The organism is Mesorhizobium caraganae (assembly GCF_016836705.1).
GTDB classification, from domain to species: Bacteria; Pseudomonadota; Alphaproteobacteria; order Rhizobiales; family Rhizobiaceae; genus Mesorhizobium; species Mesorhizobium caraganae.
This window is the reverse complement of record NZ_JAFCGY010000001.1, coordinates 1-21280: the sequence shown is the minus strand read 5'-3', so window position 1 is coordinate 21280 and position 21280 is coordinate 1. Positions and strand designations below refer to the sequence as shown.

Here is a 21280-nt window from a genome sequence, read left to right as displayed (position 1 = left end):
AGCCGGAATTTTTACCCGGCCTTAAGTCCTCGCCCGTATGATTAACAATGCCCGTAAACGAATGGTTACCGCCGGCAAAAAACTTTAGGAATTTGTTTCCCATAGTTCGGGGAATGCCGGTGGATACGGGTGTCGCCAGGCCCTGGCGAGCGGATTGGACGATATGTGCAGGTGTGCGTTTGCGGGAGTACCGAATCATGAAGTCACGTGAAAACCTCGTTCGGCTGAAGCAGTTTCAGGTGAATGAGAAGCGGCGGCAGCTGCTGCAGCTCGACACGATGATCGCCGAGTTCGAGCGCATGGCTGTTGAACTGGAGCTTCAAATCACCGCCGAAGAAAAGAAGGCGGGCATCACCGACATCAGCCATTTTGCCTATCCAACCTTCGCCAAAGCGGCGCGTCTGCGCCGCGACAACCTCAGAAACTCGCAAAGTGACCTCGCCCAGCAGCGAAGCGCTGCCGAATCATTACTCGGCGAAGCTGAAGCGGAGCTTTCCAAGGCCGAGATGCTGGAATCGCGCGATACCAAGATCCGCGATGCTGAACTCGGCGGCCGCAGCGCCATGATCGGCTGAAGACGGTGGCTGATCCAGCCAGCGGCGCCTGACGCCGCACTTTGCTTAACTGTGGCCGGACCAAAGTTCCAGCGCTGCTGATCTGGCCGCAAGGTGGCCGCAGCTTCAGGCCTGTGCCTGCAACTCCGCTTTCTGGTTCGCCTCTGCCCTAGCCCGCGCTTGCTTGATGTCGGGCACATGCTCTTCCGACCAGGACCGTATCTGGGTGAGCAGCCCCGCCAGGTTCTGGCCAAGTTCCGTCAATTCATATTCGACCCGCGGCGGAATGACCGGAAAGATTTCGCGCCGCACCAGCCCGTCGCGCTCGAGAATGCGCAGCGTCTGCGTCAGCATTTTGGGCGTGATGCCTTCCAGCCTGCGGGCCAGTTCGCCATTGCGCATCCGGCCGCGGCGCAATGCGCAAACCACCAGATAGACCCATTTGCTGGCCAGCATTTCGAGCACGGCGTGCGAAGGGCACGTCCGCTGGAAGGCATCATAGCCGGTCCCGCAATCATTATCACTATCCATGGGGTACCTATATATAGAAAAGGTACATACTAGACAAGAGAATATTACTATCCAAATGATAGCGGCATATGAACCCAAGCAGGAAAGATATCCCATGCGTGCCGTTGTCCAGAATTCCGTCGGCGGACCCGACGTCCTCGTCATCGCCGATCGTCCCTCCCCCTCGCCCAAATCAGGCGAAGTGTTGGTCCGCGTGCACGCAGCCGGCATCAATCCGGTCGATGGCTCGGTGCGCGCAGGCTATTATCCATTGCTGGGCGAACCGCCCTTCACCCTCGGCTGGGATATTTCAGGCACCGTCGAGGCGCTAGGCCCAGGCGTCAACGGTGGCCTCAAGGTCGGTGACGCTGTGTTCGGCATGCCGCGTTTCCCCAAACAGGCCGCGGCCTATGCGGAACTCGCTGTCACCCCGGCCGATGAAATAGCGCCAAAGCCGCGAACCATCGATCACAATCACGCCGGCGCGCTGCCGCTGGCCGGCCTGACCGCCTGGCAGGGCATTGTCCGCCATGGTGGCCTGAAGCCCGGCCAGCGCGTGTTGATCCATGCCGCGGCCGGTGGCGTCGGACATCTGGCAGTGCAGATTGCCAAGGCGCGCGGCGCCTATGTCATCGCCACCGCCAGCCTGAAGAAACTCGATTTCGTCCGCTCGCTCGGCGCCGACGAGGTCGTCGACTACACCAAGGGCGATTTCACCACTGAGGTCCGTGACATCGATTTGGTTCTGGACCCGATGGGCAGCGACCATGCCGACCAATCGCTGACAGTCCTGAAGGACGGCGGCATCCTGGTGTCGCTGCTCGACGTCCACGACACCACCCGGGCCAAGGCTGCGGCGCGAAACATCCGCGTCGAGCGCATGTCTGTGATGCCTGACCGCGACGGCCTCGTTGAGCTTGGCAAACTGGTCGATGCGGGAAAGCTTGCCGTTCATGTGGCAAAGAGCTTTCCGCTCGAACAGGCGGGCGCGGCGCACGCCTTTCTCGCCACCAGGCCCCCATCGGCAAGGTGGTGCTGACGGTCTGAAGCAGGCCTTACGACAGGCAAAAGGGCGCGGTTACCGCGCCCTTTTCTTGTTGAGATCCTGGCTCTAGTGCCGGTATTGCTGGATGCGCGTCGTGCGCAACCCGGCAAGCCCGTATTCGTCGATCGACGCTTGCCAGGACAGGAATTCCTCGGTGGTCAGCTTGTAGCGCTGGCATGCCTCGTCAAGGCTCAAAAGCCCGCCGCGCACCGCCGCAACCACTTCCGCCTTGCGCCGGATAACCCAGCGACGTGTATTCGTCGGCGGCAGATCGGCAATCGTAAGAGGGCTGCCGTCAGGCCCGATAACATATTTGACTCGCGGTCTAACAAGATCGGTCATCGTACTCTCTACAAAAAACTCAAAGACCCAATCCCCACCACATTACCGCCACAGCTTTAAAAATTGCCTAAGCGAACCCTAATGACTAGGTAAGGATCATGAACGCCGCGTTAGTCTTTTCGTCGGCATTTGAGTGAACGGCCGGCGGGCGCGCAATTTTCCCGCAAAATCGGCGCTGCCGCAAAGCTGGCGCCGCTGATGTGGTTGACCTATATTCGCGCCACTGCCATTGAAGCGCCGCGCAGAACGAAAGAACCATGAACAGCCTCGACCTTCCCGCCAGCCCGCAAAACACCCGCGTCGTCGTCGCCATGTCGGGCGGTGTCGATTCGTCCGTCGTCGCAGGCCTTTTGAAGCGCGAAGGCTATGATGTCGTCGGCGTCACGCTGCAGCTCTACGACCATGGCGCGGCAACGCACCGGGCCGGCTCGTGCTGCGCCGGCCAGGACATTGACGACGCCCGCCGCGTTTCGGAGACGCTGGGCATCCCGCATTACGTGCTCGACTATGAAGAGCGCTTCCGCAAGGCGGTCATCGACCCGTTCGCCGAGAGCTATGTCGCCGGCGAGACGCCGATCCCGTGCGTGTCCTGCAATCAGACGGTGAAGTTCGCCGATCTGCTGGCGACCGCCAAGGACCTCGGCGCCGACGCGCTCGCCACTGGCCACTATATCCGCTCCGGCGCCAATGGCGCCCACCGCGCGCTGTTCCGGCCGGTCGATGCAGACCGCGACCAGAGCTACTTCCTGTTTGCCACCACGCAGGCGCAGATCGACTATCTGCGCTTTCCGCTCGGCGGCCTGTCGAAGCCCGCGGTGCGCGCTATTGCCGAAGAGATGGGGCTGACCGTCGCCGCCAAGCAGGACAGCCAGGACATCTGCTTCGTGCCGCAGGGCAAGTATTCCGATATCATCGCCAGGCTGAAGCCGGCTGCCGCCAACCCGGGCGACATCGTCCATATCGACGGCCGCGTGCTTGGCCGCCATGATGGCATATTGCGCTACACGATCGGCCAGCGCCGCGGCATCGGCATTGCGTCGGGCGAACCGCTCTACGTCGTCCATCTCGACGCCGACCGGGCCCGCGTCATTGTCGGCCCGCGCGAGGCGCTGGAGACTCACAAGATCTACCTGCGCAACATGAACTGGCTGGGCGATCGCGCGCTGTCAGACATTCCGGCCGCCGGCATGGAGCTGTTTGCCAAGGTCCGCTCGACGCGGCCGCCGCGCCCGGCTGTACTGCATCACCGCGCCGGCAGCACCTTTGTGGAACTGGTCGACGGCGAGTCCGGTATCGCGCCCGGACAGGCCTGCGTGCTTTATTCCGATGACGGCAACGAGGCCCGCATCTTCGGTGGCGGCTTCATCGAGCGTTCCGAGCGTGGCGCCGAGGCCGAGGCGATGCTGACGCGGCTTGCCGCCAGGCCGGCGCAGATCCCCGCAGAGTAACGCCGTCCTTTCAGAGACTGTTTCTCTGGCCTTCAGCGCAGCTTCCAACGGTCTCAGGACTTTGTGTGGGTAACCGTGCCCGCGGTCAGGATGCGCAGCACCCTGATGGCTTCCTCGCCGCTGGTGCGGGGCTCGGCCCGCGTCTCGATGCACTGGATGAAATGCTCCAGCTCGCGCGTCAGCGGCATGCCCTGCCCGACCGCGACATAGGACGGCTCGTTGGTGGTGAAGGCCCACTGGCCGCTGTCCTGCCACACTGCGTGGCGGTAGACGGCAAGCTTGCGTTCCCACGGCTCGACATCGTCGAACACCGCCATCGCCTTGGTGCCAACCACGGTCAGCCGCCGCTCGCGATAGGGATTGAGCCGCGAGGCGAAGAGGTGGCTGCGCAGGCCGTTGGGAAAGCGCATATGCAGGTGCGCGAAGTCGCTGAGACTATCGAGCAAGGCGGCACCCTCGCCCCTGACTTCGATGGGCTCCGTGCCGGTAATGGCCAGGATCATCGACAGATCATGCGGCGCAAGATCCCACAGCGCGTCGTTCTCGGTATGAAATTTGCCAAGGCCGAGCCGGTGCGAATGGATGTAGCGGACTTCGCCGAGCTCGCCATTGTCGATCAGCGCTTTGAGCGTCTCGAAGGCGGGATGGAAGCGCAAGACATGGCCGACCATGAAGACGCGGCCATTGTCCTTGGCCGCCTGCACTGCGCGTTCGGCATCGGGCACGGTTAGCGCGATTGGCTTTTCCACCAGCACGTCCTTGCCGGCCTTGACGGCGCGCACGGCAAGGTCGGCATGGAATTGCGGTGGCAGCGCCATGACGATGGCGTCGATATCGTCGCGCACGAACAGCTGATCCGGCTCGATCGCCAGGCAGTCCTGCTCGCTGGCAAAACCTTCGGCCCGCGCCCGATTGGCATCGGAAACCGCATGCAGCGCGCCAAGCGCCTTGAGGGTGCGGATGTGGTTGCTGCCCCAGTATCCGCAACCGAGGACTGCAATGCGCGGCTTCATCAGCTTCAAACTCTAGATTTCTTGGCCGAGACATAGCGACGTGCCCCGCCGAACTCAACCCCGGCGACAAGAGCGTGGTCCCGAAAAGTGGGAACCGGTTTTCGGAAAAAGACCATGCCCAAACAAAGACTAGAGCCCATCCCGACTGCATCGGGATGTCTGCCCGGCAAAGCTTTTCTCGGGCGACAATATGCCGGCGCGCCTGACGCATCGATGCTTGACAGGCTCGCCCTCCCAACCTTATATCCGCGCGACCTTGGCGAACGCCTCGAAATGCCTTTCGATTTAAGGTGGATTCGGGCCTTTCGCCGCCCTGGCGGGGTAGCTCAGTTGGTTAGAGCACGGGAATCATAATCCTGGGGTCGGGGGTTCAAGTCCCTCTCCCGCTACCAAAATTCTCCAAACAAAATCAGCGACTTAGATGCAAGCATAGGCATCCGGTGGTTGATTCATGTCGCGTCATGTTGCAACCGTTGCCGTTGATTTCCAAGGGTTTCCTGCGGCTATCGGCATGTCCGTGCGACATGAGTCGCGACTGGGAGGGTTCAAATGTCGGTAGTCGATGGGAGTTTTTCGGATGGTTTCGAACTCGGTTATCGGCTGATCAAAGGGATTCATGTCGGCATGCCAGGGACGCCGGGCTATCCCGGGACGCCGGGCAACACCACTCCCTTCCTTCAAGGTATCGAGGCCGGGATCAAGGCTGCCGGCAGCATGCTGACAAAGCAGGGATGATCTAGGCATCGAAAAGGCGGAGGATGAGATGGCCGACGACAAGCTTCGAACAATGCTGGAGGAAGCTCAGCAGAAAAAGGCCTCCGCCGACGCCGCCGAGAAGGCTGCCCGTGCCAAGCGGGTCGAAGAAACGAAGCAATCCGGAGAGGCTCTCCGTGAAAGGGTGTTGCCGCGCCTGCAGGCTGCCAAGGACGAATGGCAGGGGCAGCTTGAACTGACTGCCGAAACGGCTGAGGAACACCGAAAGGGATTCCACTGCCTGTCCACCTGGGATGGATCGGGACCAAAATCTGTCTCCGTTTCGTCGTTGAACATGGGTTGTGCAGCCTCAGACGGGTGCTTCGAGCCATCGCTGTTCGGTTGCATCGCCAAGACGGGTCCCTTCAATGTGGGCTCCTTTCCCGCATGAGCATTGCAACCATCGTTCCCGACAGAAACGTCAATGCGGCGATCGATGTGATCGCCGATGAGAGCCCGAAGCGATCGGCGATGAGACCTGCTGAGAGCGCGCCGATCGCGTAGCCGAGATCGCGCCAGAACCGGTAGACGCTGAGCGAGCGGGCGCGCCAGCTGGGGTGCGAAGCGTCGGAAACGGCGGCGATCAGACTTGGATAGACCATTGCCGTTCCAAGGCCGAGAAGAAGACTGCCGACGAGCCACCATTCGAACCGGCTCGTGGCCGCGGTGAGAAACAAGCCACCGGCCTGGATCCACATTCCGGCGACGATCAGACCCTTGCGACCCCACCGATCGCTCAAGGGGCCGGTGACGATCTGCAGGATCCCCCAGGTCGCCGGATAGATCGCCTTCAGAATGCCGATGCGCTCGACGCCGAGGCCGAAGGACGCGAAGAACAGTGGGAAAATACCCCAGCTCATGCCGTCGTTGAGGTTGTTGACGAGGCCGGCTTGCGATGCCGCGAACAGATTGCGATCCCGGAACGAGGTCAGCGCAAAAACTTCCCGGAAGCTGATCGGCGCGGATTGCTGTGCGTGAGCGGATGTTTCCAACCGGAGGTGGCCGCGCGTGTCGCGGATGAGCAGCACCGACAACACAGTGCCGGCGACGGCATAGCCGATCCCGAGATAGATGGGCACCGATCGCAGACCGTATCGCGAAGCAAGATAGCCGGTGAGGAACGCCGTCACGCCGACGGCGAGATAGCCGGCAAATTCATTGAGTCCGACGGCGAGGCCGCGTGACTTCGGGCCAACGAGGTCCACCTTCATGACCACCGTCATTGACCAGGCGAGTCCCTGGTTGACGCCGAGCAGAGCATTGGCCGCAATCACCCATCCCCAGCTTGGGGCCCAGATGATCATGAACGGAACCGGCAAGCCGACAAGCCAGCCGAGGACGAGAACGCGCTTGCGCCCCCAGGTATCGGAGAGCTGGCCCGAGACGAGATTGGCAAGCGCCTTGACCACGCCGAAGCTGACGATGAAGGAGACGACGAGTGTCGTTGACTGGATGCCGAACTCTTCCGACCCGATGAGCGGCACCACCGTTCGCTCGATCCCAACCATGCCGCCGACAAAGGCATTCACCAGCATCAGAAGAGCAAACTGCCGCCAGTTTTCCTTGAGCCCAAGCCTGACGGCCGAGCCTGCTGACTGCGAAACCGATGCGTCGCTCATCGGTCAGGCCGCGGCGGCGGCCAAGCCGGCATTGGCGGCGCGATTGCGCGCCGCATCCGGCGGCGGAGGCGGTATGTCTGCGATCATCGTTGCGACGAAGGCCTCCTCGTCGTCGATGCGGAACGCCTTGTTAAAGCGCTTCTCGAAGCCAATCGTCGATGTCGGCTTGCCGCTGAGCGAGCGCCCGCAGACCGAGCCGGAAAAGGCGCCGGGCAGCACCTCGACATGATCTGGCAGTTGCTTGAGACGCCGCACGCTGGAAAACAGCGTCCGCGCGCCGGCCTCGGCGCTGGTTGCAAGTTCGGTTCGTCCGAGATCGCCAACCATGAGAGTGTGGCCCGTCAGCACGAACCATGGCTCGGCCGCGCGTGTCCTGTCGGTGACCAGGAGCGAAATGTGTTCCAGCGTATGCCCGGGCGTGTGCATGACGGTCATGGTCACGTTGCCGAGTTCGAGCACGTCACCGTCCTTGGCGGGCAGAAACGGGAACCCCGCTTCCACGCCTTCGAAGAGCACATATTGGGCGCCGGAGGCAGCCGCAAGCGCCCGCCCGGCGGAAATGTGGTCGGCATGGATGTGCGTGTCGACCACATAGAGGATGCGCATGCCGGTTGCCTCGGCAACCCTAAGATACGGCGCGATGTCGCCGACCGGGTCGACGACGGCGGCGGCCGACTTGCCACCACAGCCGAACAGATAGGATGCAGCGACCGGATCGGAATGGAGGAATTGACGGAGGATCATGACTTGCGCTCTCTACCTCGCCTGAGGTAACAGTCAATTATTCTGCTGAATGTTTCATCGAGAAGATCGCATGTCAAGCATCGGGCCAAAACAGGCAATTTTCGCCAGCCTTGCCGAAGTGGCTCAAGCTCTCGGGCATGCGCACCGGCTGGAATTGCTGGAGCACCTCGCCCAGGGCGAACGCAGCGTCGAGGGACTTGCGGCACGGGCTGGCCTCAACTTTGCCAACGCCTCGCGCCACCTCCAAATTCTTCGACGCGCGCGACTTGTCGAGGCGCAGCGGCATGGCAAGCATGTGCTTTATCGTCTTGCCGGAGATGCCCAGGTGGTTGAATTGATGAAGGCGCTGGGGCGCGTGGGCGAGCGGAACGTCGCCGAGGTCAATCGCGTCATGACCGACTACTTCCACGCTCGCGACGCGCTGGAGGCAGTGTCGCGCGAAGACCTTGTCTCAAGGCTGCATGATGGCCTCGTCACGGTTCTCGACGTCCGGCCGGAGGACGAATTCGCGCTCGGACATCTTCCGGGGGCGCTCAACATCCCGCTCGCTGAGCTTGATCGCCGGCTGGCGGAGCTGCCCGCGAACCGAGAGGTCGTCGCCTATTGCCGTGGTCCCTATTGCGTTCTGTCCTTTGAAGCTGTCGCGGCGTTGCGGATGCGAGGATATGTCGTTCACCGGCTCGAGGACGGCTATCCCGAATGGAAGGCTGCAGGCCTTCCGGTTGAGGCAGCGGCCTGAAGTGGTTCAGCATCCAAAGATTCTTGGACGAACAATATGACGCCGCTAATTCCGCAGTCGCCGCTGCTTGAGCTGAAGGACTATTCGGCCGAGTCCGTGTTTCAGGTTGAAAACATGCTGCGTGAGGCGCGGCGGCAGAAAGGCCTGCCGCTGGAGCCCGTGCCTTCCGTGTGCGTGCTTGATCCGGACGGCGACATCGTGCGCCGATTGCGGAAAGAAGGCCGCGCCCGTCCCTCGGCTGAGGGGCTGGGCTTCGGCTAGGTTATTTCGACAAACTGGCTCTGTTCGACAGGCACGAGCATTTGGTCCACTCGCGCTGGCGATCAGCGGAATCGATTGAATAGTTGAATCGTCGGATACCGCGATCCGGACCTGAGGCGATGTCTGACACGCCCGGCTGGCCGGAATGGATAGCGATCGGACAGCAAGACCAACCCGTCGATTTATTCATCCGGGGCAGGATGGTGTGTCGGCAAGTCCGCCCACTCGCGTAGCGAGAAATGCGATGTCGGATCAACCGGGGCGGCGTCGCGGGCGCATACCCGGTCGAACCAGTTGACCACCCGGCTCCACACCTGGGAGAAAAGACTGCAGCGTCCAGCTTCGATTGATGCGATCTTCGTATCGTTCGCTCTCATGGTCAGTTCCTCGTGTTGTTCGGCGGATGTCGCCGGCACGCGCAAAACTGTGACCAGACCCCGCTTTGTGTCCCAAGGCCGGGGCCAAAATGATCCAAATTGTGTGAGGCCTATTCCGGCAGCCCAGCCTTGCGCAGGCCTTCGATAAGAACATCGTGCCGTTGGCCGCGGAACGGTTCCGGGAATCGGTTGCCGTTGCGGATCATGCTCGACACCCGCAGATGCGGCGCGCGTTTGAGGATCGCAGCGACTGCGGCTTGCGCCTCCTCTATACGGTCCAGATGGGCGTAGGCCGCGGCGAGTGTCCAGTAGGCAGCAAGCCAGTCCCCGTTGGCTGCGATACTGCGGAGCGACCAGTTTGCGGCCTCTTGATACTCATGCTTGAACAGGTCGGCGAGGCCGACTCCGACCAGCAACTCGTAATTGTCGAGGGCGCCGGGCGATGCCTCGAACGCCCTGAGATAGAGGTCGCGTCCGAAATCCAGATCGCCGAACATCATGTTGCAGAATGCTGTTAGCGACAGCACGGTGGCGTTGTTCGGATTGGCCGTCATCGCTTCGCTCATCATGACGAGGCAACGCTGCCACTGCCCACCAAACGCCATCAGCACCAGTCCGGCAATCGCCCCCACCAATGGATCGCCGGAGCCGACGACCAGTGCCGACTCGGCAAGTTCCAATGCCCGTGCCCGTTCGGCCGGCGTCGCGCCTGGCCCGAATGTTTCCTGCCTTTCATAGGCCCATGCCGCATAAGCGAGTCCGGTTGCAAAGCCGGGGTCGAGCCGCACTGATTCTTCGAGCAGGCGGATCGCCTCGGCCCGCCCCGCTGCAGAGGTGCCCCGGAACAACGGCAAGGCTCTGAGATAATAGTCGTAGGCGTCGAGATTCCCGGGGTGTTTACGGCGTGCTCGCTCGATTTCAGCCTTCCGGATTTCTGGTTCGACAAATCCGACCACGGCCTCGACAATGCCGTCGAGGAACGCAAACAGCTCCGCACCGCCACCGTTGAACTGCTGCGCCCAGAGATGGGTCGCCGTCTCCGCTTCGACCAGCCGCACGCTGACCCGCAACTGCGGCCCGTGCCGCCGGATCGTGCCCTCGAGGAGATACCTCACCCCGGGTTCGAGCCGGCGCTCACGATCGCTGAATGCGGAGCTGCGGGACACCACCGCGAAGGTCTTTGAACCGCGACAGCGCCGTATTCAGGTCCTCGACCACGCCATCGGCGAAATAGGTCTGCTCCGCATCATCGGGTGAAGTGGCAAACGGCAGCACCGCCACGACCGGGCGTTGAACCGCAGGCCTCCGCGGAGGTTCGATGCCCGACAGCCGTAGCAGCCGATAGCCAACCCGGGGCACCGTTGCGATCCACTCTTGTCCGTCCGGCCCTTTACCCATTGCCTTGCGTAGCGCCGCGATCTGCACTGACAGGTTCGCTTCCTCGACGAACAGGTCAGGCCAGGCTCGGTTCATGAGCGTGTTCTTGTCGACTGCCGCTCCATTCGCCTCGACCAACGCCGCCAATAGGTCAAACGCTCTTTGTCCCAACTGCAAAGGCTGCCCGTCGCGGCGCAGCAAGCGGTCCGTGCCGTCGAGCACGAACGGGCCAAAGGAGTTGTGTGCATCTTCCATAGACACAATCATAGCCTGTCTTCCCAGGCTGGTCATCGCACGCTCGCTGGCAGTATCTTGCTCGCCCAACCCGCATCGCGCCAAAAGCCAGAGTGCATCGCGTCCGCTTTCCGGACGCCTAGTCGAACCGCGGTACCTGCTATCCAGGTTCAAGCGCGCCACCTTGGGCTTTGGATGGGGTAGCATCCAAAACGCAATTCACGAGAAGCAAGCAAGCCCTCAGACCATTCTCCATGGCCGCTTCTGCCGTGCGGTCCCACGGGGAAACCGACAACGCATTCCCGCACACGTCTCGCAGTAAATTTGGTATGCATATGCGAGGGAGAGGGGGAAACGGTGAAACACGATCCTGGCTTGCCGTCCGGCGCGACGCCGAATCTCCTGTTTCCGGACCTGATGCAAAAGCAAAGTAAGATCTCATGTCTTCTTCAGATGTGACCGGCTCATCCAGCCCCGCGGGCTGGGGATTGGCTGCAAAGCTGTTTACAACCCTCGTCCTTCTTGGCACGATCGCAGTCATGGTCACCGGGGCGCTGGGTTACTTCCGCGCCCGCGACGCTCTCGAAAAAGCAGTCTTCGACCAACTCACGGCCGCCCGTCAGACCAAGACGCGCCAGGTCGAAACCTACTTCCGCACAATCCAGGCGGAACTGCGCCTGCTTGCCACTTCCAAGATGGTGGTCGATGCGACACGCGAGTTCCGGACCGCGGTCGACCAACTCGACCGGGCAGGCGCTCCGCCTGAACTGCGGCAGAAGGTCGGCGATTGGTACGCTGAGAACTTCATGCCCGGAATGACGCGCACCCTCGGTAGGGAGCCAGCCCTGTCGGACTACCTGCCGGTCGGTGCTGCCCCCTACTATCTGCAGTATCACTACATTGTGGACAATCCCAACCCGGCGGAGCGGCGCAAGCTTCTCGACGACGCCGGCGACGGGAGCGAATACTCCAGGCTGCATGCCATATATCATCCATTGATGCGCGCTGCGGCTACCACGGTCGGCTTTTTCGATTTCATGATTGCCGATCCCAAATCAGGTCGCCTGATCTATACGGTCGAGAAGGAGGTGGATTTCACCACGTCTCTTCAATTGGGTCCGTACCGCCGCACCAACGTCGCGGCCGTCGTCGCCCGCTGCTCGCAGATCGCAGACCCGTCAGCCATCTGCCTCGTAGATTTCGCCTCCTATGCGCCATCAGGCGGCGCGCCGATCGCCTTCATTGCAGCACCGGTGATTGCCCAGGGCGTCGTCATCGGCGCGCTGGTCGCGAAATTGTCGAATGATGAGATCGACAACGTCGTCACCGGTAACCGCCGCTGGCGGCAGGAAGGGTTCGGCAACACGGGTGAGGCCTATCTCGTCGGGCCCGATTATCTGGTGCGCTCTGGCCCGCGGGCGTTCTACGAGAACCGGGATAACTTCTTCGCCGACCTCAAATCCGTGGGCACTTCGGACGAGGAAATCGCCGTCATTCAGCGTTACGGGACACCAGTGCTGCATCAGCGCGTCGACACCGAGGCCTCCCGTGCCGCGCTCGCCGGTGTCGAGGGCACGGGCGAGATCATCGGATACCGTGGCGTCCCGACGCTCGCCTCATGGGGACCGCTCGCGATTTCCGATGTCAAGTGGGCTCTCGTCGCCAAGATCGACAGCGCCGAGGCCTTCGCACCGATCGCCGAACTCCGCCGGGATCTGTTGCTCGTCGGAGGACTGGCGATGCTCGTGGTCGCCGCCACCGCCTCCTGGCTTTCGCGCGCGCTGCTCGGACCGCTCCGCGATCTCACTGCCGGGGTGAAACGCTTCTCCGCTGGCGACTACGCGACCAGCGTGCCGGTCCGCACGCGCGACGAGATTGGCGAACTCTGCTCGGCCTTCAATGGCATGGTTAAGGATCTGCATCAAAAGAATGTCGTGATCGAGAACAAGAACCGCGAGAACGAGCAGCTGCTGCTCAACGTCCTGCCGGCACCGATCGCCAATCGGCTGCGCGCTGGCGAGGAGAGGATCGCCGACGGCTTCGCCGAGGTCACGGTCGCCTTCGCAGACCTGGTCGGGTTCACGGCACTGACATCGGAAATGCCGCCGCACGATGTCGTGACGTTTCTCAACGGACTCTTCACGCGCTTCGACATTGCCGCGAATGATCTCGGCATCGAGAAGATCAAGACGGTGGGCGACGCCTATATGGCGGTGTGCGGCCTACCCGTGCCGGTGGCCAACCACGCCGAGCGTATGGTCCGCATGGCCATCCGCATGGTCCACATTACCCGCGAGCACGCGATGGAACACAACGTCTCGATGAAGCTCAGGGTTGGCGTCAACAGCGGGCCAGTGGTCGCCGGCGTCATTGGGAAGAGTAAGTACATCTATGATTTATGGGGTGACACAGTGAACCTGGCGAGCCGCATGGAGTCTGGCGGAGTTCCCGACTCTGTTCAGGTGACGCGCCCCGTCTACGAACAGCTCAAGGACCAATTCGTCTTCGAGCCGCGCGGCGCTATCGAAGTCAAAGGCAAGGGAAAAGTGGAAGCCTGGGTATTGAGATTCTAGTCGCGGGGACAGCTCCGATGCCGGCTTGCCATCCACCTGTTCGCCGTCAATGGCTTTCGCCGTAGGCGCGACCGGGCGCCCTGAGGGGACCCGCTTCGCGCCTCAGCCCGCAATAACTTCGAGAACCACAATGAACTGCCGGGGCCGCAAGAAGCTGTCGTATTCCGCGCTGGTGCGATCCGATACTTTACATACTATATGACCTTCAATTGGGGGCCATAGCAAATGAAAGAAGAGACCGGCGTTCAGAAGTTGGTGCGCACACTGCGTGCCCGAGCACCCGATGACGCAGCTGAATTGCTCGCCAGAGAGTCTCCCGAGTTCATCCGCGACACACTAAAGCTGTTGCCGGACGGGCACGCCCGAAAGGTGGCCGAGCATTTGCCACTGCACATGCGGCCCATCGGGTCTCATGGCAGTGGCGAGGGTGTCGCGATACCCGAGTCGCTCATCGAACTGATGGACCCGATTTCCGCCAGCGTTCCAGTCGGAACGACCGTTGCTGCCGCGGTTGAAGCTGTCAGACGCGCCCAGGTGCCGACTGAGCTCACTTATCTCTACGTCACGGACGAGGGCGATAAACTGGTTGGCCTGGTGGTCCTGCGCGATCTGATGCTGAGCGAACCGGACGCCATTGTCGATCAGATCATGCTGCCCAGGCCGTTTGCTCTGAATGTCGATCTCTCTTTGAGCAACGCATGCGAGGCAGCGGTACGGCGTCACTACCCTGTCTACCCGGTGGTGGACGCCGAGAACCGGCTGCTCGGGCAGGTTCGCGGTTGGCGCTTGTTCGAGCAGCAAATCATCGAGATTTCTGCCCAGTCTGGCCAGATGGTAGGTGTCCAGAAGGAGGAGCGCTCTTTTACGCCGCTGTTTTCAGCCTTCTTGAAGCGTCATCCGTGGCTGCAGTTGAACCTCCTGACGGCCTTCATGGCCGCATTCGTGGTCAGTTCGTTCACAGGCACGATCGAGAAGATCGTCGCCCTGGCGGCGTTCCTCCCGGTCTTGGCCGGGCAGAGCGGAAACACCGGCTGCCAGGCACTGGCTATGACGCTGCGTGGCCTTGCCCTGGGGGATGTGGACAAACGACCGAAGCTGCACCTGGTGATGAGAGAGGGCGCGCTCGGGATCGCTAACGGCCTGCTCGTCGGCCTTGTTGCGGCTGCGGCGATGTGGTTCTACGCCTCGAGGCAACCGGAGTCGGCGGCCCAAGCGCCCATGCTGGCACTCGTGATCCTGCTTGCCATGTCCGGAGCGTGCCTCATGTCCGGAATCTCCGGCGTGCTGATCCCGTTGGGCCTGCGTCGGGTGGGCGCCGATCCGGCGGTCGCTTCGGCAATCTTTCTCACCACCGTGACCGATATTATTGGCATGGGCCTGATGCTGGGGCTGGCCACCATGCTCGTGCTGTAGCAAGGCGCGGCCAGGGACGCGTCCCTGGGAATTGGGGTAAGCTGACCTCGTCGCGTTCAGCGAAATGCGAGAGCCGGGCCGCATCGCGGACACATCGTGAGAAGCACCTCAGCTCTCCGACCCTTTGCGCAACGCGACGGAAGACCTTGGATAAGCCTTGGGTGACCTTGAAGCCTCGTTCGGTGACCAGATACGCGCAGAATCGTGCAAACAATATAAATCTTGTCCCACTTAGGGATTTGAATTATTTGCCACTAGTGCGGAATACTCCAATTACGTCCAGCAACGCTGAGAAGATGTTTTGGCAACCAGTGCAGCCGAAATAGGAATAAACCCGACGGTTTGTTGCGCAGCTGCAACAGCTGCTGAAGCTCGCATGGTCTGGTGACGGTTTCGTCGCCTTTTTTCTTGTAGTCGTGCTAAATCCTACGCACTAGTCGGGTCGGGTGGGGTTCTCGGCATGCAATCTTCGGCTCGAACGATCTTCGGCTGTGCCGCAGCGCTGCTTTTCAGCGGCGTATTGCCGGCCGGCGCACAAGGTCTTTTTGCGGGCTATGACGATGCGTTTTCGGCCCGAATCGCCAGTCCGGCCGACAATGGAACGCTCGCCCAATTCGTCACGGTTGCGGTCAACGCGGGACAATACGATCAGGCGATCTCCTCAATCGAGCAGTATCTGATCAAATACCCCCGCGATGCGCGCGCCCGGCTTGCGGCCAGCCGGTTGTATTATCATGTCGGGTCCTATGAATTGGCCCGGCGGCAGGTGCAGTACGGCATCGAAGTCGGCGGTCTGACCGAAAGTGAGCAGCAGGAAGCTGTTCGCTTGCTGGCCCGCATCGAGCGCGCGTTGCGTGGCGTTACCTGGGAACTCGCCCTGACTGGAGGCGTATTCAGCGCATTCACCGATTTTGAGCCAGGCGGGGCGCAGGGCGACGACAGCTTCGTCTCGCCCTACGGGCGGGCCGACGGCTTTGTTCGGTGGGACCTCGGCACGCCAAGTGCTGACGCCCTCGTTCTTTCGGGCTCGTTGACGGCGACAGAGCGTTTTTTCACGGAAGACCTGTCGGTTCCGGGTAGCGAGAAGACTTTTGTCCACGGCAACGCAGCGATTACCTGGGACAAGGGGCTGCCCAACAGTGGGATTGATTCGCTTCGCCTGCTGCTTTCCGCGTTTGCCGTTACAGATCGTTTCGACAGCGATATCCACGAAACCGGGGTCGGCCTCAGCGGACGTTTCCTCGTTCGCCCGACGGTCGAGACGACCCTCTTCGCCGGTGGCGGCTACATCGATCTAAGCGCCTCGCAAGGCATTTTCGCCGATAGCAGGGTCTTCTATGAGGCAGGCGGCAGCTACCGCTTCCGTAATGGCCAGGCGCTCGGACTGCGCTTTGTCGGCTCGAATGACTTCGCTTCAGGATCTGGCGAAATCGGCCGCAGCTACACGGGCGAGGTCCGCTATGGCGGCCTGTTGATGACCGTACCGGATTTTTTCGCATGGTCGCACCAGATCGCCTTCTCGGCCGGCCACAGCGACACTCCCGATCTGTCTGTCGGCATCGGCACAAGTATCAAAAGCGACTTCTGGCGCATTGCCTCGGAAAGCGATTTTCAGATGACGGAAGCCCAGAAGATCAGCGTTGATCTCGCCTACAGAGAAACCAACTTCGCCGTCGCTAACAGCGACCGAAGATCGTTCGAAATGCTCATGAGCTATACGTTGACGCTCAATTGAAAGGGCCGCGATGAGGTACCGTCTGATCGCCACTCTTATCGCCTGCCTTGCCTTCGCTGCACCCTCCGCCGCTGAGACGGTCGGATCGATGACAGCCTATCAGACCAACATCGTTCGCAATAACGGTGGGACAATGAACGTTGGTGCCGGCGTCGAACTCGGCGACCAGCTGCGCAGCGATCCCACCGGTCTTGGAATGCTGGTGTTCCGGGATGAATCGAGCGCCAAGATAGGTCCGAACACCAGCCTGACGATCGATGAATTCGTCTATAATCCGGGCTCCGGATCAGGAAAGATCGACATCGGCATGAACAGCGGCCTGGCCCGTTTTTATGGCGGCCAGGTTTCAAAAGGGGGCGTCATGCAGGTTGCGACGCCGCACATGGTGCTCGGGGCGAGGGGCGGCATCATCGAAGTGCTGGTGGCAGCCGGCCAGACTGTCGGCATACTGCGCGCCGGCCGTATGACCTGCACGATCAATGGCAAACGGCTAGTCATCACAAACCCCGGCTACGCCTGCACATCGGAAGATGGCAAGCTGCTGACCGGCTACGGCGGAATCGACACCTTCCCGATATTGGACAGTATCGACCGGATAGCCGGCACCGGCCTGCCAGGCGCACTGGGCCCTGGATTGGACGTAAGCGCAATTTGTGCGTCGGCACTCGGCGGCTCGCTCAAAGTCTGCGACTCCACGGACGGCGCATTGCCAGGAGTGGTCATGGAATTCCCTGACAGCCCAACGCCACCTGTGGGCAGCGGGGGGCGGAGGGGCGATGGCGAGGGCGATGGCTGCTCCCGCTTCTGCAATTAAGCCCGGGCGCCCGGTATGAGCCCCTTTGCTGATTGGCGCTGGGCTGATCGACGTTGGGCTGATTGGCGCTGGACCGCGAGGCGCAAGATATCCGGTCTTGTGCTCATTCTTTTGCTGCTCGCTTGCCATTTGGCTTTTGACGGGCCTCTGTCGCGCCTGCGCGAACGCACGTACGACTTCTACCAGTTTCTCACCCCACGCCAGGCGACGAGCAATCCTGTCGTGATCGTCTCGATAGACGACGCCAGCCTCAACGCACATGGGCGATGGCCCTGGAACCGTGGTCTCTTGGCCGATCTGGTCGATGGCATCACCCAATCCGGCGCGTCGGTGGTCGGGCTTGCGCTGGTACTCCCCGAAGCCGACACCTCGCCTGAGGGCATCGCCGGAGACAAGCGCCTGGCCGCGGCGCTGGCCAAAAATCGGACGGCGCTTGCCGTCAGCCTGGGCAATGAGGCGACGGTTTCAGAAGCAGAACCCAAAGCCGGCTGGTCGATCGTCGGGCAAGTCCCGGATACACTTCCCGGCTTCACCGGCTTGACCGGCTCGCTTGCCGAGTTCTCGAACGCCGCCGTGGGCCTCGGCGTGATCCGCACCTTGCCCGATCCCGACGGCGTACTGCGCCATGTGCCGCTGCTTTGGCTTCGCAACACCGCTCAAGGCGTGCAGCTGTGGCCGTCCTTCTCGCTCGAGCTCCTGCGCCTTTACGCCGGACAGGACGGTTACATAACCCGGATGAATGCAGCCGGGTTCGACGCACTCAGGATGGCCGGGGCCATTGTGCCGCTCGAGCCGGAGGGGGGCATCCGCCTCTGGGAAACCGCCACCGATACGCCCCGCCTGTCTGCCAGCACCATCCTTTCGGGCCATGGCGATCCGCGGCTGCGGGACGCTATCGCCATTGTCGACCTGTCGGCTGTGGGACTGACGCAGTACCTGCCCACGCCGACACATCCAGGGCGACCAGGCGCGGACATCCACGCCGATGCGATCGCCCAGATGATTGCCGGGCGCTACCTGGCAGAGCCAACGCACGCGAGAATGCTCGAGCGGCTCTGGTTTCTCCTGAGCGCCGTCGTTTTCATCGGGCTTTCAGGAGTGCTCGCCGGGCGTGTCGTGGTTGGCGCCCTCGCCCTTGCGCTGCTGGCCGTCACCCCGTTCATGTTCGGCGCTCTCGAGTACAGCCTGCAAGGCGCACTCTATGACCCGCTGCAGCCGGCGCTTGCAACGATCATGGTTGCGGGCTTCGAAGGCTATGTTCTGTACAGGCGCAGCGAGCAGCGCCGGTCCACCCTGACGCGACAGTTCTCCCAATATCTTTCGCCCTCCGTGGTGCAGCGCCTCGCAAGCTCGGACACCGAGGCAATCCTGTCCGGCGAGAAGCGCGAAATCACAATCCTGCTCAGCGACATACGCGGCTTCACGACGATGAGCGAACAGCTCGACACCCAAGAAATCGCCAAGGTGGTCAACCATTTCCTCGGCATTGCGACCGATGAGATCCTCAAGCGCGACGGCACCATCGACAAGTTCATGGGCGATGCGGTGCTGGCCTTCTGGAACGCACCGCTTGATCAACCCGATCATCGCGAGCGTGCGCTCAAGGCGGGCCTTGCCCTGATCGAGCGGGTGAAGCTCGAAGACGCCGCCTTCACGGCCGATGGCCATCGCTCCATCGAAATTGGCGTCGCCATCGAGACCGGCATCTGCTCGGTAGGCAATTTCGGCTCCGAACGGCGCTTCGATTACACCGCGATCGGCTCCCCGGTGAATCGCGCGGCACGGCTCGAATCGACGACCAAGAAGCTGGGCATCCCCCTGGTACTTGGACCGGGCTTTGCGGCAGGAGCATCGATGCCGGTCGTCCAGGCGGGCGCCTTTGAGCTCCAGGGTTTCAAGGGCGAGGTACCGGTTTTCACCGTTCCGGAGATGCAAGCTGCTGAGCCGCGAAGGAGAGAGCCAACGTGGTGACCAATCTGGCGCCCCTGCTGAGCGGTTGGTTCGCCGCCATCTGCCCGGCCCTATGCCGTGTCTCAATTTTGGAGAAGTCGACCCGCTCATAGCAGGACGCTGGTGGGATTTGAGAGAGGCACCCCGCAAATCTGGAGTCATGAGCGTCGCTGTGGAACGTCGGTTTGCCACCCCAGCAGTCGGTCGGAGCAGCCCATGCAATGACCGGAAGGGGTCAGGCCAAGGCTTCAGTCCTTCTGACAGTTGCGTCCGCTATCGTTCTTCCGACGCCAAAAACCGCCATTCCGCTTCCGGCCCCAGAGCGGCCAGTCTGAAATGCGCCTCGAAGTCCGCCATTGAGGGCTACTTCCTCGTGCCCCAAAAGCTGACTCGCCTGAGGCGGCAGGGTGTCCGGGCTTGACCATGGCTGCAGCTCAGGGCTGTTCAGCACCGTTGTTGTCGAGTCGTCGTCGACGCGCAGGTCAGGCGAGACAGGTCTCAAGGATGCTATATGGTGAACGGGTGGGGATGATCTGCGGTTCCCTCAGCCCGCTTTCGCGGAATAGGCGGCTGAACTCTGCAAGAGTCCTCTCCTTGGCACCCGGAAACAACACCATCATATTCATGTCGGAGAGGAAGTTCATCGGCAGGCTGCGTCCTGACAAGGTTTCGAGAACGCGTTCTATCACAAGCAATCGTCCTCCCGGGTTCATCGCTGCACGGCAATTGGCTAGGATCTTGAGGCAGCTCTCGTCGTTCCAATCGTGCAGTATCTGGGCCATGGAGTAGATGTCCCCGCCCTTTGGTACGCGGGCGAAGAAATCGATGGCCATGACTTCGCAGCGGTCGGCCTGCGGCCCAAGTGTCTGAGCTGCTCCAGCCACTATCCCCGCCTGATCGGCGAGAATGCCGCGCACGTCAGTGTGGGCATCCAAGATAGCGCGCAACAAGCCACCACTCCCGCCTCCAATGTCCACTACGATCCCGGCACCAGAGAAGTCGTAGGCTGCTGCCACCGCCGCGTGACGATCATCGGGACTGTGCCGCATGAACTCATCGAAAACGGCGCCCTGCTCGGGATTGGCCTTGAGATACTCGAAGTTCGGCATACCGAAGGTCGCCTCGAATGCAGGCTCCCCCGTCACGATCGTGTGGTGCAGGTTGCTCCAGGCGGCCCAGGTACTCGGCAGGCTCCAGTACAGCGCTGCGTAGTGGAGGGTCGGTGATGCGTCGCTTCTCAGGCATGCCGATTGGTGTGTCTGGGTTACTCTGCCCGCATCATCAACGGCAAAGATGCCGAAGGCAGCGAGAGCCCGGCACAAACGCAGCAACATCTCAGGATGGGCACTGCTGTCCGCCGCAAGCTCGGCGATGGTTCGACCATCCCCAACCCTATCGGCGAGACGTAGCTTTGCCGCGACAAACACCAGCTGAGAAACCTGAAACCCCCGCATGTGCAGCGCAACTTCCGCAAATGGTTCAACGGCCATTGTCACCCCCGAAATCCAACCCGGACGATAGCCCGATTGACGCTCCGCGTCATTATAGGCAGCAAAGGCACGGGTAGGCAGCTATTGGCGAGAAACGATCTGAGGACCGTACCCAAGAACGTCCGCAACTGGCGCCAGCGGCCTTTGCACGTTGACCGCTTCGCGCCTCATGCACGAACCCGCTTCGCGGGAGGGGCGCCTCGTTCTGAGATGGCGCGACAGGTATTGGTCTTGAGCGGGTAGAAGCTGCGATCCGACCATGGAGTTCCTTCAACGAGAGGAACTTGCC

Annotated in this window: 20 protein-coding genes and 1 tRNA gene; 13 read left to right on the top strand and 8 right to left on the bottom strand. The window is 61.7% G+C overall.

The features are described from left to right. Positions 1 to 197: 197 nt before the first annotated feature. Entirely contained in the window at positions 198 to 575 is a 378-nt protein-coding gene (locus JQK88_RS00105; protein WP_142869582.1) for a flagellar export protein FliJ, read from the top strand. A gap of 105 nt (positions 576 to 680) precedes the next feature. On the opposite strand, the gene JQK88_RS00100 is transcribed toward JQK88_RS00105, so the two are convergent. Further along, a complete protein-coding gene (locus tag JQK88_RS00100) occupies positions 681 to 1085 on the bottom strand; it encodes a winged helix-turn-helix transcriptional regulator (RefSeq protein WP_192258928.1) in 405 nt (134 codons plus the stop codon). Positions 1086 to 1179: 94 nt separating this feature from the next. On the opposite strand from JQK88_RS00100, the gene JQK88_RS00095 reads away from it, so the two are divergent. Next, complete coding sequence (locus JQK88_RS00095) at positions 1180 to 2103, top strand: NADP-dependent oxidoreductase (protein ID WP_246749712.1); 924 nt, start codon at positions 1180 to 1182, stop codon at positions 2101 to 2103. A gap of 72 nt (positions 2104 to 2175) precedes the next feature. Here JQK88_RS00095 and sciP read toward each other — a convergent pair whose 3' ends face one another. Then, positions 2176 to 2451, bottom strand: a complete 276-nt coding sequence (gene sciP / locus JQK88_RS00090) for a CtrA inhibitor SciP (RefSeq protein ID WP_013529904.1) — start codon at positions 2449 to 2451, stop codon at positions 2176 to 2178. A gap of 257 nt (positions 2452 to 2708) precedes the next feature. Here sciP and mnmA point away from each other — a divergent pair, with 257 nt between their 5' ends. Continuing rightward, positions 2709 to 3899 carry a tRNA 2-thiouridine(34) synthase MnmA gene (gene mnmA, locus JQK88_RS00085; protein WP_192258926.1) on the top strand — a complete coding sequence of 397 codons (1191 nt, stop codon included), beginning with the start codon at positions 2709 to 2711 and terminating at the stop codon, positions 3897 to 3899. 53 nt (positions 3900 to 3952) lie between these two features. On the opposite strand, the gene JQK88_RS00080 is transcribed toward mnmA, so the two are convergent. After that, entirely contained in the window at positions 3953 to 4912 is a 960-nt protein-coding gene (locus JQK88_RS00080) for a Gfo/Idh/MocA family protein (RefSeq protein ID WP_192258925.1), read from the bottom strand. Between the two features lie 315 nt (positions 4913 to 5227). Here JQK88_RS00080 and JQK88_RS00075 point away from each other — a divergent pair. The 3 genes from JQK88_RS00075 (at position 5228) to JQK88_RS00065 (ending at position 6056) form a co-directional block, all read left to right on the top strand. Continuing rightward, positions 5228 to 5304, top strand: a tRNA-Met gene (locus JQK88_RS00075). A gap of 157 nt (positions 5305 to 5461) precedes the next feature. Continuing rightward, the gene (locus tag JQK88_RS00070) at positions 5462 to 5647 is read left to right on the top strand and encodes a hypothetical protein (protein WP_203277127.1); all 186 of its coding nucleotides are present in this window, start codon (positions 5462 to 5464) and stop codon (positions 5645 to 5647) included. A 28-nt stretch (positions 5648 to 5675) separates the two neighbouring features. Beyond that, positions 5676 to 6056 (top strand): hypothetical protein, encoded by a 381-nt coding sequence (locus tag JQK88_RS00065; RefSeq protein WP_203277126.1) that lies wholly within the window; start codon positions 5676 to 5678, stop codon positions 6054 to 6056. On the opposite strand, the gene JQK88_RS00060 is transcribed toward JQK88_RS00065, so the two are convergent. Together JQK88_RS00060 and JQK88_RS00055 are read right to left on the bottom strand one after the other, a co-directional pair. Then, complete coding sequence (locus JQK88_RS00060) at positions 6031 to 7284, bottom strand: MFS transporter (protein ID WP_203277125.1); 1254 nt, start codon at positions 7282 to 7284, stop codon at positions 6031 to 6033. The two genes, JQK88_RS00065 and JQK88_RS00060, sit on opposite strands and share 26 nt — an antisense overlap. Positions 7285 to 7287: 3 nt before the next feature. Next, positions 7288 to 8028, bottom strand: coding sequence for an MBL fold metallo-hydrolase (locus tag JQK88_RS00055; protein ID WP_203277124.1), 741 nt, complete (start codon positions 8026 to 8028; stop codon positions 7288 to 7290). A 70-nt stretch (positions 8029 to 8098) separates the two neighbouring features. Between JQK88_RS00055 and JQK88_RS00050 the strand changes: the two genes are divergently transcribed. Both JQK88_RS00050 and JQK88_RS00045 read left to right on the top strand, forming a co-directional pair. After that, on the top strand, positions 8099 to 8767 hold the full coding sequence (locus JQK88_RS00050; protein WP_203277123.1) for an ArsR/SmtB family transcription factor: 669 nt from the start codon (positions 8099 to 8101) through the stop codon (positions 8765 to 8767). A gap of 36 nt (positions 8768 to 8803) precedes the next feature. Next, entirely contained in the window at positions 8804 to 9028 is a 225-nt protein-coding gene (locus tag JQK88_RS00045; protein ID WP_203277122.1) for a hypothetical protein, read from the top strand. A gap of 487 nt (positions 9029 to 9515) precedes the next feature. On the opposite strand, the gene JQK88_RS00040 is transcribed toward JQK88_RS00045, so the two are convergent. Both JQK88_RS00040 and JQK88_RS00035 read right to left on the bottom strand, forming a co-directional pair. Beyond that, positions 9516 to 10463: a hypothetical protein gene (locus JQK88_RS00040; RefSeq protein WP_210388204.1), complete on the bottom strand. Its 948-nt coding sequence runs from the start codon at positions 10461 to 10463 to the stop codon at positions 9516 to 9518. Positions 10464 to 10539: 76 nt separating this feature from the next. Continuing rightward, positions 10540 to 11073 (bottom strand): winged helix-turn-helix domain-containing protein, encoded by a 534-nt coding sequence (locus JQK88_RS00035; protein ID WP_203277120.1) that lies wholly within the window; start codon positions 11071 to 11073, stop codon positions 10540 to 10542. A gap of 383 nt (positions 11074 to 11456) precedes the next feature. On the opposite strand from JQK88_RS00035, the gene JQK88_RS00030 reads away from it, so the two are divergent. The 5 genes from JQK88_RS00030 (at position 11457) to JQK88_RS00010 (ending at position 19522) form a co-directional block, all read left to right on the top strand. Then, positions 11457 to 13589: an adenylate/guanylate cyclase domain-containing protein gene (locus JQK88_RS00030; protein ID WP_203277119.1), complete on the top strand. Its 2133-nt coding sequence runs from the start codon at positions 11457 to 11459 to the stop codon at positions 13587 to 13589. A 225-nt stretch (positions 13590 to 13814) separates the two neighbouring features. Beyond that, positions 13815 to 15002, top strand: a complete 1188-nt coding sequence (locus JQK88_RS00025; protein ID WP_192258919.1) for a magnesium transporter — start codon at positions 13815 to 13817, stop codon at positions 15000 to 15002. Positions 15003 to 15462: 460 nt separating this feature from the next. Then, entirely contained in the window at positions 15463 to 16737 is a 1275-nt protein-coding gene (locus tag JQK88_RS00020) for a tetratricopeptide repeat protein (RefSeq protein ID WP_203277118.1), read from the top strand. A gap of 10 nt (positions 16738 to 16747) precedes the next feature. After that, entirely contained in the window at positions 16748 to 17551 is an 804-nt protein-coding gene (locus JQK88_RS00015) for a FecR family protein (protein WP_192258917.1), read from the top strand. A 15-nt stretch (positions 17552 to 17566) separates the two neighbouring features. Next, positions 17567 to 19522, top strand: coding sequence for a CHASE2 domain-containing protein (locus tag JQK88_RS00010; RefSeq protein ID WP_203277117.1), 1956 nt, complete (start codon positions 17567 to 17569; stop codon positions 19520 to 19522). A 461-nt stretch (positions 19523 to 19983) separates the two neighbouring features. On the opposite strand, the gene JQK88_RS00005 is transcribed toward JQK88_RS00010, so the two are convergent. Continuing rightward, positions 19984 to 20991 (bottom strand): methyltransferase, encoded by a 1008-nt coding sequence (locus JQK88_RS00005; RefSeq protein WP_203277116.1) that lies wholly within the window; start codon positions 20989 to 20991, stop codon positions 19984 to 19986. Positions 20992 to 21280 lie beyond the last annotated feature (289 nt).